Origin of the sequence: Clostridium homopropionicum DSM 5847 (genome assembly GCF_001263795.1) — a bacterium.
GTDB lineage: Bacteria > Bacillota > Clostridia > Clostridiales > Clostridiaceae > Clostridium_H > Clostridium_H homopropionicum.
The window spans coordinates 61,408-74,469 of the sequence record NZ_LHUR01000027.1 but is presented as its reverse complement, the minus strand read 5'-3'; the positions used below and the strand labels follow the sequence as shown (position 1 = coordinate 74,469).

General features: G+C 32.5%; 15 protein-coding genes. 14 read left to right on the top strand and 1 reads right to left on the bottom strand.

Translation table 11 applies throughout. The features are described 5' to 3' along the window. The first annotated feature begins 29 nt into the window (after positions 1-29). The 9 genes from CLHOM_RS11525 (at position 30) to CLHOM_RS11485 (ending at position 5,485) form a co-directional block, all read left to right on the top strand. The gene (locus CLHOM_RS11525; RefSeq protein WP_161803220.1) at positions 30-347 is read left to right on the top strand and encodes an epoxyqueuosine reductase; all 318 of its coding nucleotides are present in this window, start codon (positions 30-32) and stop codon (positions 345-347) included. 59 nt (positions 348-406) lie between these two features. After that, complete coding sequence (locus tag CLHOM_RS11520; RefSeq protein ID WP_052221844.1) at positions 407-610, top strand: DUF1657 domain-containing protein; 204 nt, start codon at positions 407-409, stop codon at positions 608-610. A 15-nt stretch (positions 611-625) separates the two neighbouring features. Beyond that, positions 626-1,486 (top strand): DUF421 domain-containing protein, encoded by an 861-nt coding sequence (locus CLHOM_RS11515; RefSeq protein ID WP_052221843.1) that lies wholly within the window; start codon positions 626-628, stop codon positions 1,484-1,486. A gap of 48 nt (positions 1,487-1,534) precedes the next feature. After that, positions 1,535-1,741, top strand: coding sequence for a DUF1657 domain-containing protein (locus tag CLHOM_RS11510; RefSeq protein WP_052221842.1), 207 nt, complete (start codon positions 1,535-1,537; stop codon positions 1,739-1,741). A 391-nt stretch (positions 1,742-2,132) separates the two neighbouring features. Then, positions 2,133-2,612, top strand: a complete 480-nt coding sequence (spoVAC, locus tag CLHOM_RS11505; RefSeq protein WP_052221841.1) for a stage V sporulation protein AC — start codon at positions 2,133-2,135, stop codon at positions 2,610-2,612. Then, on the top strand, positions 2,613-3,614 hold the full coding sequence (gene spoVAD, locus CLHOM_RS11500) for a stage V sporulation protein AD (protein ID WP_052221840.1): 1,002 nt from the start codon (positions 2,613-2,615) through the stop codon (positions 3,612-3,614). A 19-nt stretch (positions 3,615-3,633) separates the two neighbouring features. Beyond that, entirely contained in the window at positions 3,634-3,987 is a 354-nt protein-coding gene (gene spoVAE, locus CLHOM_RS11495; RefSeq protein WP_052221839.1) for a stage V sporulation protein AE, read from the top strand. 246 nt (positions 3,988-4,233) lie between these two features. After that, on the top strand, positions 4,234-4,878 hold the full coding sequence (locus CLHOM_RS11490) for a DUF4397 domain-containing protein (protein ID WP_052221838.1): 645 nt from the start codon (positions 4,234-4,236) through the stop codon (positions 4,876-4,878). Between the two features lie 181 nt (positions 4,879-5,059). Beyond that, on the top strand, positions 5,060-5,485 hold the full coding sequence (locus CLHOM_RS11485; RefSeq protein WP_052221837.1) for a flavin reductase: 426 nt from the start codon (positions 5,060-5,062) through the stop codon (positions 5,483-5,485). A 90-nt stretch (positions 5,486-5,575) separates the two neighbouring features. Here the strand turns inward: CLHOM_RS11485 and CLHOM_RS11480 are convergent, their stop codons facing one another. Further along, positions 5,576-7,204 carry a tetratricopeptide repeat protein gene (locus tag CLHOM_RS11480; RefSeq protein WP_052221836.1) on the bottom strand — a complete coding sequence of 543 codons (1,629 nt, stop codon included), beginning with the start codon at positions 7,202-7,204 and terminating at the stop codon, positions 5,576-5,578. A 270-nt stretch (positions 7,205-7,474) separates the two neighbouring features. Here CLHOM_RS11480 and CLHOM_RS11475 point away from each other — a divergent pair, with 270 nt between their 5' ends. The 5 genes from CLHOM_RS11475 to CLHOM_RS18535 all read left to right on the top strand — a co-directional run bounded on the left by CLHOM_RS11475 (position 7,475) and on the right by CLHOM_RS18535 (position 12,855). Beyond that, on the top strand, positions 7,475-7,660 hold the full coding sequence (locus CLHOM_RS11475; RefSeq protein ID WP_052221835.1) for a cysteine-rich CWC family protein: 186 nt from the start codon (positions 7,475-7,477) through the stop codon (positions 7,658-7,660). A 119-nt stretch (positions 7,661-7,779) separates the two neighbouring features. Next, a complete protein-coding gene (locus CLHOM_RS11470; RefSeq protein ID WP_052221834.1) occupies positions 7,780-8,361 on the top strand; it encodes a Uma2 family endonuclease in 582 nt (193 codons plus the stop codon). A 189-nt stretch (positions 8,362-8,550) separates the two neighbouring features. Beyond that, positions 8,551-8,982: a VOC family protein gene (locus CLHOM_RS11465; protein ID WP_052221833.1), complete on the top strand. Its 432-nt coding sequence runs from the start codon at positions 8,551-8,553 to the stop codon at positions 8,980-8,982. A 335-nt stretch (positions 8,983-9,317) separates the two neighbouring features. Beyond that, positions 9,318-10,607, top strand: coding sequence for a helix-turn-helix transcriptional regulator (locus CLHOM_RS11460; protein WP_052221832.1), 1,290 nt, complete (start codon positions 9,318-9,320; stop codon positions 10,605-10,607). Between the two features lie 1,024 nt (positions 10,608-11,631). Then, positions 11,632-12,855: an RtcB family protein gene (locus CLHOM_RS18535; RefSeq protein WP_052221961.1), complete on the top strand. Its 1,224-nt coding sequence runs from the start codon at positions 11,632-11,634 to the stop codon at positions 12,853-12,855. The last annotated feature ends 207 nt before the right edge of the window (positions 12,856-13,062 follow it).

The window sequence follows — 13,062 nt, the reverse complement described above, 5'->3', positions numbered from 1 at the left end:
GAATAAATGAGAAACTAGATAGCATTGTTATGTCATGTGTAAAATATATTGAAGCTAAAGGATTTAATGCTATTGGACAAACTACCACATTTGTGACAAGTGATGATAACTTAACTACATCTTTGCCACACAAAACAGTGGCAACACGTGCAGGATTGGGGTGGATTGGGAAAAGTGCTCTTTTGATAACGCCTCAATATGGTTCTGCAATTAGGCTTTCTTCAATAATAACTGATATGCCTCTACCAATTGATAGTCCTATTAATGAATCCAAATGTGGAGATTGTATTAATCATACTTTTGAACCACTTAGGTCGAACAAAGTAGTTTTTATAAATAAAAAGTAATATTTTTTAGTTTTAGTGTAATAATAAGTTTTGTGATACTTAAACAGGAGATGATTTTAATGACAGTCGGTTCAAAAGTAAAGCAAACATTAGCTAGTTTAAAAGGAGCTGAAAGTATTCTAAGAATTTATTCTGTACAAACCCAAAATGAAGAAGAAAGAGAAGTTTATAATGAGGCATTGGAAACTGCTGAGGCAATTATCAAAGATTTAGATTCAAGAATGAAAAAACTAGAATACGAGGAACCACAATATAAGGGTTAGTAAGCGAGGAATATTATGGTTAATGGAATTACAATGATAATAAGAGCATCTATTATATTTTTTTTAACACTATTTCTAGTTAGGTTACTAGGTAAATCAAATCCATTAAAAGCAGCAGCTTTTAAATTTGTTACTTATATTGTGATAGCTATTATTGCTGCTTTAATTTCAGCAGGCATAATTACAAACCTGGTCTTTGGAGTTATCGCTCTTGGGGTATGGACTCTATTTACCATAGCGATAGATTATTTAGCTATCAAAAGTAAGAAATTTCATGATTTAATAAATGGAAAAGAAACCATTCTTATTAAAGATGGCAAGGTGATGGAAGAAAACTTACTAAAGGAAAGGTTGACCGGTGAAGAGCTTTTAAGAGAACTCCGATTTAAAAGTGTATTTAATCTAGCTGATGTTGAATTCGCAGTTATGGAATCAACAGGTGACATAAATGTATTATTAAGAGCTGAAAAAAAGCCAGTTACAGCATATGATCTGCAAAAGAAAGTCAATCCATCTTCAGAACCACAAATTGTGATACTTGATGGCAATATAATGGACGAAGGATTAACAAGCAGAGGGCTAAATAGAGAATGGTTGAACACTGAATTAGAGAAATTAGAGGTTATTCTAGAAAATGTTTTTATAGGACAGATTGATTCTTCGGGCGATTTATATGTTGATCTTTTTGACGATTCAGTTCAGGTTCAGGTGCCTAAAGTGAAAGAATTACTTTATGCTAACCTTCAAAAATGCCAGGCAGATTTTATGTCTTTTTCATTAGAGACTAAAGATAAAAAAGCAAAAGCTATGTTTGAAAAAGATGCAGATAAATTAATGAAAATTATAGAAAAATTAGAACCTTACTTATTGCGATAAAATACTAATCGTATTTGAAGCTACTTAGCATTGAAAGGGGGTGAGAACATGACAGTAGGAACTCAAATGCAACAAGCTATCGCTGGAGTTCAAAGTGCAGCTGCTACAATGAAAACTTTTGCTTTAGGAACTCAAGATAAACAAGCAAAACAAGAGTTCGAACAAATAGCACAACAACTTGACTCAGCGTTACAAAGCTTACAACAAAGACAACAATATATCGAACAACAAGAGCCACAATATAAAGAACATTAGTTATAATATATTCGATTAAAACATAATTAATTGAATAGGTTAAAAAAGATAAAGATATATTTCTTATAATATAATAAAAAGCTGAAATTAAATTTCAGCTTTTTATTATATTATAATTTTTTAGAGTCTAAGTAGGATCTATTTTCAAGGGCAATCAACAAGGCTACATATCATAGGATTATTTTTGTTTGGAGTTTTAACTTTATCTATTTCATATAGCTTAAAAAAGAATAGATCTATATCCAAAATAATTCAATTCTAGTTAAATCAGAAACCTAGATGAAAGCTATAATTTTTTATCAGTTTTTTAAATTTATAAATAAGAATAAAAAATATAGTAATGTGGGAAAGTAAGGATAAGCGTTAATTAAAGGTAATTGGAGGTATTCGTATGTCAAAGATAAAAGAAAAAAAGTTAACCCCTCAGCAGAAAGATTATCAGGATTTTGCAAAAGTGAGAGAACCTAAAAGGCCAGTTGTAAAGAATTGCATTAGGGCTTTTTTGGTTGGTGGCTTAATATGTGTTTTAGGACAGTTAATTCAGGTTTTTTATATTACATATTTTGGCTTTAACGAAAAGAATGCAGGGGATCCTACTGCGGCAACATTAATAATAATTTCTATATTACTAACAGGCTTTGGTGTTTACGATCATATTGCACAATGGGCCGGTGCAGGAACTGCAATTCCTGTAACAGGATTTGCAAATACTATGGCTTCTGCGGCGATTGAACACAAGAGCGAAGGCTATGTACTAGGAACAGGTGGAAACATGTTTAAATTATCAGGTTCAGTCATTACATACGGAGTTTTTTCAGCTTTTGTTGTTGCAATTGTAAAACTTACTATTGAATGGTTAGGGGGTATGTAAATGTTTCAAGGTAAACAATCATGGATGTTCAATTCAAAACCGGTAATAATTTCATCAGCAACGGCAGTAGGTCCTTTTGAAGGTAAGGGTCCGTTAAGTAATGATTTTGATATAATAAATGAGGATATCTGGCTTGGTCAGGATAGCTTTGAAAAGGCAGAAAAAGTACTATTAGAACAAGCGTGTAGTAAGGCAATTGAGAAGTCTAATCTTAAGAAGGAAGATATTAGTTTCTTCTTAAGTGGTGATTTAATGAATCAAATTATAACCAGTAGTTTTGCAGCTAGAACATTAAGTATACCTTATCTAGGTGTTTTTGGAGCCTGTTCTAGTGCTATGGAAGGTCTAGCAGTGGCGGCACAATTAGTTGATAGTTCAAATGCTAACTATGTACTTGCTGGCGCAGCAAGTCATAATGCATCTGTTGAAAAACAATTTAGATATCCAACAGAGTATGGTGGGCAAAAGCCTCCTACAGCACAGTGGACTGTAACGGGGGCAGGTGCTGCTCTTATAGCAAAAACAGGAAATGGCCCTAAAGTAACTGGGGCCACAATAGGTAAGGTTGTAGATATGGGGCTTACAGATCCTTTTAATATGGGGAGTGCCATGGCCCCAGCTGCCGTAGATACAATAGAGGCTCATTTTAGAGATTTCAAACGAGATATTAATTATTATGATTTAGTAATTACAGGAGATCTTGGTGCTGTTGGTCATAGAATTGCAGGAGATTTACTAATAGATCACGAGATAAAAATACCAGAAGAGAAATTTGCGGATTGTGGCTTACTAATATATAGTGAAGAACAGCCTATAATAGCTGGAGCTAGCGGATGTGGGTGTTGTGCCACAGTTACTTATGGACATCTTTTAAAGAAAATAAGTAATAGAGAGTTTAATAAAATTTTAGTAATAGCAACAGGAGCGTTACTATCTCCTTTATCGTACCAGCAAAAGGAAAGTATACCTTGCATTGCTCATGCTGTTGCAATAGAAAATTAGATAAGGTGGTAATGCTATTATGGATAAACTAATATGGGCATTTATAATTGGTGGAGGAATATGCGTTATTGGACAAATTTTGATGGATGTATTTAAATTAACTCCTGCTCATACTACCTCCAGTTTAGTAGTAGTAGGGTCTATACTAGGAGGATTTGGTTGGTATGAAAAGTTAGTAAAATTTGCAGGAGCAGGAGCTACAGTGCCTATTAGCAGTTTTGGAAACTCGCTTGTTAAAGGGGCGCTGATGGAAGCTCATAGTTCAGGTGCAATTGGTGTTCTAACTGGAATATTTGAAGTAACAAGTTCAGGTATCTCTTCAGCAATTATTTTTGCATTTTTAGCTGCATTAATATTTAAACCAAAAGGATAGCAATAATAGAGACTACTGTAGCTCTAGGAGTATATAGATTAATTAAAAGCTGAACTAATAAGAGGCTTGAATATTGAGAATATGGCTGCTTGTTTTACTTAGGAAATAAATTCAGATATATAAATGACGAAGATAGAAATAGAGTTATTGCTTTGCTAGAAAGAGCTTGCTTACCAATTGCAAAATGAACACAATAATCTTTATCTCATATTATAATATTGATTAATATTTATAAAGAGATTTTTTATGTTTTATTGCCCTTATGCCAGCATGATGAACGACTATTATAGAGCCAGACAGTCGAATTCCTACATTAGAATATTCCACGCCTCCCCAGATGCACCACCAGTAGATGTTTATGCAAATGGAAATCTTATAGCAAAGAATCTTACTTATAAGGAATTTACTCAATATATACCTGTTTCCACTGGCAGCTATAATATTACGGTTTACCCCTCAGGACAAACTACAAACCCAATAATAAATTCAAATATTTATATTCCTGAAAATGCTGTATTTAATGTAGCAGCAATAGGAAACCTCCCTAACATTAGCTTATATACCATTCCTGAACCAACTGCTGCTCAGAAATTTGGCAGGCCTTGTATAAGATTTATTCATCTTTCTCCAAATGCACCAGCTGTTGATATAAAATTGTCTGATGGCACAAAGGTATTTAATAATGTAGGTTACAAGGATATTACAGATTACGCATGTGTTCCTTCTGGAACCTATACTTTCACAGTAAGTCCGGCTGGTACTAATAATGTATTATTGACTGTTCCCAATATTAGATTAGAACCTGATAATTATTATACAATTTATGCAGTTGGCCAAGTTGGAAAGGATCCAACCTTGGAAGTTATTGTAGTACCAGAGCCAAGGCAGTAATATAAAGGAAGAGAATAAAATAATAACATCATTTAACAAAAAAATTTTTGTACAGCTTGGCTTGAAAAGATAGTCAAGCTACTTCTTGTAAAAGATATAAGAAATGTTTTATAAATTTCTTATATGAAACCTAATATTTATTTTGATATAATAAAAATAAAAAAATTTAAGGAGCTAAAAAATGGAACTAAGTGCTTTTAACTATGGAGCTAATGCCATTAGCTACATAAAGAACGGAAAAAAATACGGTATGATATGCGCCTGGGCAATGCAGGCGGATTACGATAAGATTTTAATGCTGCTGGGAGCTCAAAGTGTAACTGGAAAAAACATTAGTAAGGGCGATATCATTGGAGTTAGCTCATTAAATGAAAATCAGAAGCATATAGTGGATACATTAGGTGACAACCATTCTGATGAGACTGACAAGTTTACAAATATCAAATATACAATTGAAGATTCTGCAATATTAATTGATGATGCGAGCAATGGTATGATTGTGGAAGTGCTTGATGTATTGCATCTGGAGGGAATTGAAAAAGATAATTTAATCTATGGACTTGTAAAGTCATTTACAAGCAATGATTCTAAAAAATATTCTTTATAAGATTAGAAAAAATTCCATACTAAACGTACTAAAAAAGCAGCTGCACCTTACGGTGTGGCTGCTTTAGCTTTAATAATTGATGACAATAAGTTAAATTAATATTTCTTCAATTAAGTTTTTTAAATTTTTACTCTCTTCGAAGTCAGGGTCTAGAGATAGAGATTTTTCTATGCACTCCAGGGCTTTTTCAATTTTCTGCAAGTTGTAATTGCATAGTGCAATTTCATAATATATAGCTGCATCTTCACCGTAAAATTCTATGGAAGACTCAAAAAGCTTAAGAGCATCACTATCATAGCCAAAATAAGCTAATATTGTACCTAAATAATAGGCTAAATCTCCATCTTCTCCAATAGGGAAATAATGATCCCAAATATTATATATTACGGAGATCAGCTCGTATTTAGGGAAATCCTCTTCATTTGCTATTCTTTCAAGCAATGTATTATAGAATTCAAGGAAGGTTCTCCCATCCCAAACTGTAAATCTTAGAAAGGTCAAAAGCTCTTTTGTAGTAAGAGACTTATTTAGTGGCACAATGCCTTTCTTTATAATATAAAAATCATCCGGTCCAATGCTTTCAATAATCTCATTATAAGCCATTTCAGTTTCTATAAAATCATGAGAACTCTGACTCAATAAAAACAAAGACATATTTACATTTTCATGTTCATATATACTGTGTATTGCTTTTCCACCAAGCCCCTTAAAGTATAGTTCTAGGGCATGAAAGTTGACAGTCATAGATATACATCCATGCTTTGATAAATATGGATGATAGTTTTTGTACATAGCTTCCTGGTTTTTATAGCCTTTATCAGCAGAAAGCATGATTATGTCATCCTTGAAGAGCTTTTTTAATCTAGCTATGCATCTTAAAGCAATTATAGGCAGGGAAAAGGCCGTATCCTCCAAATGCTTTTTATAGTGTAAGAGGATATCATTAAAATTAGAATCTTCGTAATAATCATTACCCTGTATTTGCTTGTCTGTATAGTAATAATCTAAACCTGCAAGTATGGATTTATCTGAAGGATCAACTTCTTCACCTAAAGAGGTAATTGTAATCAGCCCTTCAAAAAGTTTACCTTTATCTACATAAAAAGTATCTTGGGGAAGACTATCAAAGGTATAATTAGCGAATAAGATTAATGGATTTTTTAGCTTGCCTTCTTTGAGCATTTCACCACTATTTCTTAATCGAATCTCTTCATCATGGGTCATGTCGAAGGTTGCACAATCAAGTACTCCACTTTCAAAATAAGGTTTTAGAAAGCTGTGGTTTTGCCAATATTCAATGTTCCTATCAGCAAGATCCGTTACTATGTATTTAAACTTTAATCCCTTTAGTGAAGAGTTTTCGATCATATGTAAAAATCTGTTGAGAAAAGTATATGTAAATCGCCCTACACCCGACGCAAGCTCCATTATGTATATGGTAGTGTTTTTATCAAAGCCTTCCCTTGATGCATAGTCTCTAAAGTACCCAAATACGGTTTTAGCATATAGATTTGCAATATAAGGATTCGTCGTTATATATTGAGGTACAATTCCCTTAATCCATGCTTCTGGACCTTGATTTGCAAAGAAATCCGTCTGTAATTTCCAAAGCATAGATTGTGATAAAGGCTTTTCGGCTTCAATTATAACTCCAGAATTCTCCGAGGTTTTTAAATTATCGGCTTTATTAATATTATATTTTTGAATTTTTTGTTTCAAAATGATTCCTCCTAAGTTAAAATAATTAGTTTCAAGTGACTCAACTAGTTATCCTCAGTATTTATTACAATAAAAACATCATACCATAGGACTTTGAGTATTTCTATAATCCCATCTGCACTTTTAATTACATCCACATTATGTTCAATTATTATAACCGTATTCCAACTGTTATGTAACTTAAAAGTTATATTTTATCATAGTTTATATATTTTAAATTAAATTGTATGGTATAATTACAACGGTAAAAAAGATAAGGAAGTGATAGTAGTGAGTTTAAAAAAGTCAGAGAGCATATGTCCGATTTGTGGACAAGACAATAATTGTAAACATGGTCAAGGTGGTTGTTGGTGTGATACAGTTAAAATCCAAAAGTACGTCTTAGATTTAGTTCCAGAAGATAAAAGAGGTAAAGCTTGTATATGTAAATCTTGCATAGAAAAGTATCAAAAATGAGATTAAAAGATAATTTTTATTAATTGTATAAAAGAAATTATACAAAATTGAAAAGAAATGTTAAAAATAATCTTGTTTTATGGCATAATAAAAATAAAAAGAGAAGGAAGTGATTATGGATGGGACAGCCACTGAAAAAGAAACATGGTGACTATAGATATAGTGATTATTTAAATTGGCCTGAAGATGAAAGATGGGAATTAATTGATGGGAATGCATATATGAGCGCAGCACCTTCTAGGAGGCATCAAGAGATACAGGTGGAATTATTAAGGCAAATTTCAAATTATCTTATGGGGAAGGACTGCAAGGTATATGGTTCTCCTTTTGATGTAAGGTTTGCTAGAAAGGATGATTTAGATAATGATATTAAGGATGTAGTACAACCTGATATAACAGTTGTATGTGACAGATCTAAGCTAGATGATAAAGGGTGTAAAGGAAGCCCAGACTTAATAATTGAAATAGTATCTCCATCTACTGCTTCTATTGATTATATAAAAAAGCTATCACTTTACGAGAAAAATATGGTTAAAGAATATTGGATTGTTCATCCAACTGATGAAATAGTAATGATATACAAGCTGAATGCTCGTAATAATTATGAAAGAGCAGAAATCTACTCAAAAGATGATGAGGTTAGAGTTGGAATTTTAAGTGATTTAATAATAAAAATGGACGAAGTTTTCAAACAAGATTAAATAAAACAATAAAATTCTCATGTCAGATAACAAAAGATTGCCGTTCCCCTTAGCTGGAGGATGGTACTTTTTATATTATATAGAGTAAAAATATAACTAATAATCAAGTTATAGGCTATTGATAATATGATACAAGAGAATATAAATGAGAAGCATTTGACTATTCAATTTGTGAGGAGGGTAAGCCTAATGAACAGAATGAACATTATTTGTTTAGGCGTGAAAGATATGGAAAAGTCAATTAGATTTTATAGAGATGGTCTTGGCTTTAAAACGGATGAAAAAAGCAATAATCCGGAAGTAATATTTTTCAATACGTCTGGAACAAAACTCGAATTATATCCAGTTGAATTATTGGCAAAGGATATAAATGAAAATAATCCACCTAAAATCAATACTGGTTTTGGAGGAATTACTCTTGCATATAATGCTAAAAGCAAGGAAGAAGTATGTGATATTATTGAACTTGTAAGAAGTGCTGGAGGCAAAATCGAAAAAGAGCCTCAGGATGCATTTTGGGGAGGTTATCATGCCTATTTTACTGATCCTGAAGGATACTATTGGGAAGTTGCTTGGGGACCTAATTTTACTTTTGATGAAAATGGTATGTTGGAGTTTTAGCAGGACATATTCTTAAATTTCTCTAATGCTATTTACTCTTACAGGTTGTACTCCTAAAGAAAATAAACTAACTGGTGATGAAAAAATAGCAGAATAATATGTTAAGAAGCAATAGCTTATAGTAAAGAAGCAATAAGAAAGACTAGATTTCTAAAGAAAATGGGGATTTCAGATAACAAATTATTTCTGCCTGCCTTGGCTGGGCAGTTTTTTTATATAATTCAGTATAAATATTCTTGCAAGTTTTTTGTCTATAAAAAATAACTCACATAATTTATAATTTATATATGTTGTTTCGCTAAGAACTAAAGTAAAGAGTTAAAGGAGGGCGTTCAATGTTCAGCGATTTTATGAAACACTACAATATAATAAGAGCTATACTAAGAGATGTTTTTCTATATGGATGCTTTTCCAGAGATGACCTAGAAGAGAAGAGAAAGCTAAGTTCGAGAAAGATAAGCTATGAAATGAGAAGGATACAGCAGTATGTGGAAGCAGAGTTTATAAGGACTGATAGGGATGGAAGAAATAAGCTTTTAGCCCTTTCCTATGACTCAATAAGAAATACGGAAAATTTTTTAGTTAAAACCTACATGACAAAGAGCTTCACTCAATCAGATTTAATATTATATTTTAATCTATTGATGCTTTTACGCTCGGAGGATAAACTAGTTTGTTTCCGTGAAATAGAGGAAGGACTAATTGGCAGAGGGAACATTTCTTATGATAATATAAGCAGCAAGACGGTGGAAAGAAAGATTGATGAAATGTGCAATAAGCTAGGAATACTAAGCTGCGAAACTATAAAAAGAACTAAGCATTATGCTATAGCTGAAGATATGTTTAAAGAACTTGATAATAAAGAGATTGAGGAACTCAGCATTGCAATAGCCTTATTTAAGAATATTTTCTTTCCTGTAACTGCTGGATATTACTGTGAGCAAAGTTTAAAGGATTATGCAGCTTATGAAAGAGACATGAATTTTGAGGTAAAAGACTATTTTCAATATAAGAATCTTCACTTTCATCCCGTAATTGAAGAGCATATTCTTTGGGATCTATTAAAGGCAATACATGAAAGAAAATATATTTACCTTAATTATAACTCACCAAAGATTGAATACAAGGATGCTCCTAAGGAAGCATTAAGGCCTTATAAAATCCGCTATGATATAAATTGTGGAAGGTTTTATCTGGTGTCCTTTGCAAAGCAAAATAGGTGTGTAGTGTCTAGGCTCGATAGAATAGAGGATGTTGAAATATGCAAGAAAACCTTTAGTAGAAATAAGTTTGAAGAACTTTATAATTGGAATTTTATACATAGTTGGTCAACTGTAAGCTTAGCTAATAATCAAAGACCAGAAAAGATAAAGCTAGAAATAATAATAGTAGAGCCTCAGGAAAATTATATTATTGAAAGAATAAGAAGCGAGGTGCAGCTAGGTACAATTAAGAAGATTAGAGAAGGCTGTTATCATTTGGATATGATTGTTAATGATAGTCATGAAATGGTTCCTTGGATAAGAAGTTATTCAGGTTACATAAAGATTATTCAGGGAAGAGTAATAATTAAGAAAATTGCAGAGGATTGGAAGGAGATGCTTGAAAGCTATGGAGCTATTTGATGAAGTTAAAAATAGATACCTGCACATCATATTTAAAGTGCTTAATGAATGTGAAAATGGCCTCTCCCAAAAAGATATTATTAAAATAATTGAGGAAGAAGAATTTCAAGAAAAGATAATTGGCAGTAACTTCAAGACCTTTGAAGGACTTCTTTTAAATCAATATAAAGAATTAGAAAACTTTAATCTGCTTAAGCTAGAAGATGGACTTTATTTCCCTAATAGTAAGGGAAATAAAAAGCCTGTATTGCCGGTTAGGCTTACAAACATAGAAAAGACTTGGCTGAAAAATATGTTGGAAGATAAGAGAGTAAGGATTTTATTAAAGGATGCCACTATTGCAAAGCTAAAAGCTGCTCTTAAGGATTTTGATGCTCCAAACATTAATGATATCATAGATAATACAAACACATCTGTGCTACCAGGTCTTGCAAATACAGAGCAATATGAAGAAAACTTCAGAACACTACTGAAGGCAATTATAGAAGAAAAACCTATAAAGTATTGCAATAATGACAGGCTTGGGAATAAGTATTGTGATAGGCATGCTTTACCCATAAGATTGGAATATTCTATTAAGGATGGAAGGTTCAGAGTTTCATTATACTCCTTGGATGAAAATAGATCAATAATGGCAAATATATTTTCAATGACCGATATTGAGATAAAAGAAGATCGAAAGGCTGAGATTAATAGAAATGAAGTCATAAAGCTCCTTCATGAAAATAGATATTCAAAAGATCCAATTATTCTTGAGGTAACTGATAAGAAGGCAGCTATGGAAAGATGCTTTATGAGTTTTTCGGAACTTGAAAGATATTCAAGGTGCATTGAAAAAGATAAATATGAGATGAAGCTTTTCTATTACACCTTTGAAGAAGATGAAATAATAAGAAAAATATTAGCTTTAGGGCCATATGTTAAGGTTGTATCTCCACAGGGCATCAAGGAAGAGATAATTACAAGAATAAGACGAGCACTTGAATTAAATGGCTGTGATATTTTAGAAGAGGATGGAAAAAAGATGATAGAAATAAAGGGAAAACACAATACTGCAAGAGTTTTTACAGATAAATTGGAACCAGAAGTGATCTCTCAAGTAATTGAGTTATGCAATCAGGAATTTTGCAAGGATAGTAATATTGCAATAATGCCTGATACCCATGCTGGTAAAGGGTGCGTAATAGGGTTTACTGCTGATTTAGGCGATAAGGTTATTCCTAATATAGTTGGGGTAGATATAGGCTGTGGAATGACCACTATAGAACTTGGAAAGCTTGATATTAATTTAGATGAATTGGATCACGTTGTTCGAAGGAATGTACCTTCTGGTACATCAGTACATGAAGGCAGACAAGTAAAATTCCCAAAACTTCAGGAACTGTTCTGTTTCAGAGAATTATCTGATACAAAGAGAATCGAGAGAAGCATTGGAACCCTTGGTGGAGGGAATCATTTTATTGAATTGGATAAGGATGATGAAGATAATATTTATCTGGTAATTCACTCTGGAAGCAGAAACCTAGGAAAGCAGGTAGCGGAGATTTATCAAAAACTAGCTATAGATATTTGTTCCGGAAAAGAAGATTATTATGAACAAAGGGAGAAAATCATATCAGATTATAAGAAAGAAGGAAAAAGGAAGCTTATACAAAATGCATTGAAGGAACTTAAGGCAAAATATGAAGGTATGCTTCCTAATTATCCTAAGGAATTATGTTTTTTAACTGGAACGTATAGAGAAAAGTATCTTAATGATATGAGTATTTGTCAGGAATATGCTGCGTTAAATAGAGAAGCTATGGCAAGTGCTATACTAAATAAGCTGCTTAGGAAAAAACTTAGTGACTTTGACTATTTCCATACTGTGCACAACTATATAAACTTTAAAGATAACATCATAAGAAAAGGAAGTATATCAGCTTATGCAGGAGAGAAGGTTTTGATTCCTTTAAATATGAGGGATGGAAGCATAATTGCCTTTGGAAAAGGAAACGCTGATTGGAATTATTCTGCTCCACATGGCGCTGGAAGACTCATGAGTAGAAGCAAGGCTAAGGAGAACTTAACTTTGGAGGAATTCAAAAAGTCTATGGAGGGGATATACACTACCTCAGTAAATTACTCTACCCTTGATGAAGCACCAATGGCCTATAAGCCAATAGAAGAAATATTAAACAATATTCAAGAAACTGTAGAAATACTGAAAATTATAAAGCCAATTTACAACTTCAAAGCAGGAGAGTAAGAAGTATAAGGAGTCAAAGGGTAATTTGGCTCCTTTATTTTTTTATTCAATTTAAGTAAATTATTGCAAGTTTTTTGTCTGTAACTAGTTATCTAAAGAGATTATAATAATAGCATAGAAACAAGGGCAGTGCATATTTGAGTTACTTCGTTTGGGTCGATGGTGCCACCGGTTCGATTCCGGTTTCACTCACTTAGTGAGTAAATA

Excerpts from the sequence above, each read along its gene's own strand:
- spoVAD (WP_052221840.1), top strand. The coding sequence starts at position 2,613 with ATGTTTCAAGGTAAACAATCATGGATGTTCAATTCAAAACCGGTAATA.
- CLHOM_RS11490 (WP_052221838.1), top strand. The coding sequence starts at position 4,234 with ATGTTTTATTGCCCTTATGCCAGCATGATGAACGACTATTATAGAGCC.
- CLHOM_RS11465 (WP_052221833.1), top strand. The coding sequence starts at position 8,551 with ATGAACAGAATGAACATTATTTGTTTAGGCGTGAAAGATATGGAAAAG.
- CLHOM_RS11460 (WP_052221832.1), top strand. The coding sequence starts at position 9,318 with ATGTTCAGCGATTTTATGAAACACTACAATATAATAAGAGCTATACTA.
- CLHOM_RS11520 (WP_052221844.1), top strand. The coding sequence starts at position 407 with ATGACAGTCGGTTCAAAAGTAAAGCAAACATTAGCTAGTTTAAAAGGA.
- spoVAE (WP_052221839.1), top strand. The coding sequence starts at position 3,634 with ATGGATAAACTAATATGGGCATTTATAATTGGTGGAGGAATATGCGTT.
- CLHOM_RS11515 (WP_052221843.1), top strand. The coding sequence starts at position 626 with ATGGTTAATGGAATTACAATGATAATAAGAGCATCTATTATATTTTTT.
- spoVAC (WP_052221841.1), top strand. The coding sequence starts at position 2,133 with ATGTCAAAGATAAAAGAAAAAAAGTTAACCCCTCAGCAGAAAGATTAT.
- CLHOM_RS11485 (WP_052221837.1), top strand. The coding sequence starts at position 5,060 with ATGGAACTAAGTGCTTTTAACTATGGAGCTAATGCCATTAGCTACATA.
- CLHOM_RS11525 (WP_161803220.1), top strand. The coding sequence starts at position 30 with ATGTCATGTGTAAAATATATTGAAGCTAAAGGATTTAATGCTATTGGA.
- CLHOM_RS18535 (WP_052221961.1), top strand. The coding sequence starts at position 11,632 with ATGATAGAAATAAAGGGAAAACACAATACTGCAAGAGTTTTTACAGAT.
- CLHOM_RS11510 (WP_052221842.1), top strand. The coding sequence starts at position 1,535 with ATGACAGTAGGAACTCAAATGCAACAAGCTATCGCTGGAGTTCAAAGT.
- CLHOM_RS11470 (WP_052221834.1), top strand. The coding sequence starts at position 7,780 with ATGGGACAGCCACTGAAAAAGAAACATGGTGACTATAGATATAGTGAT.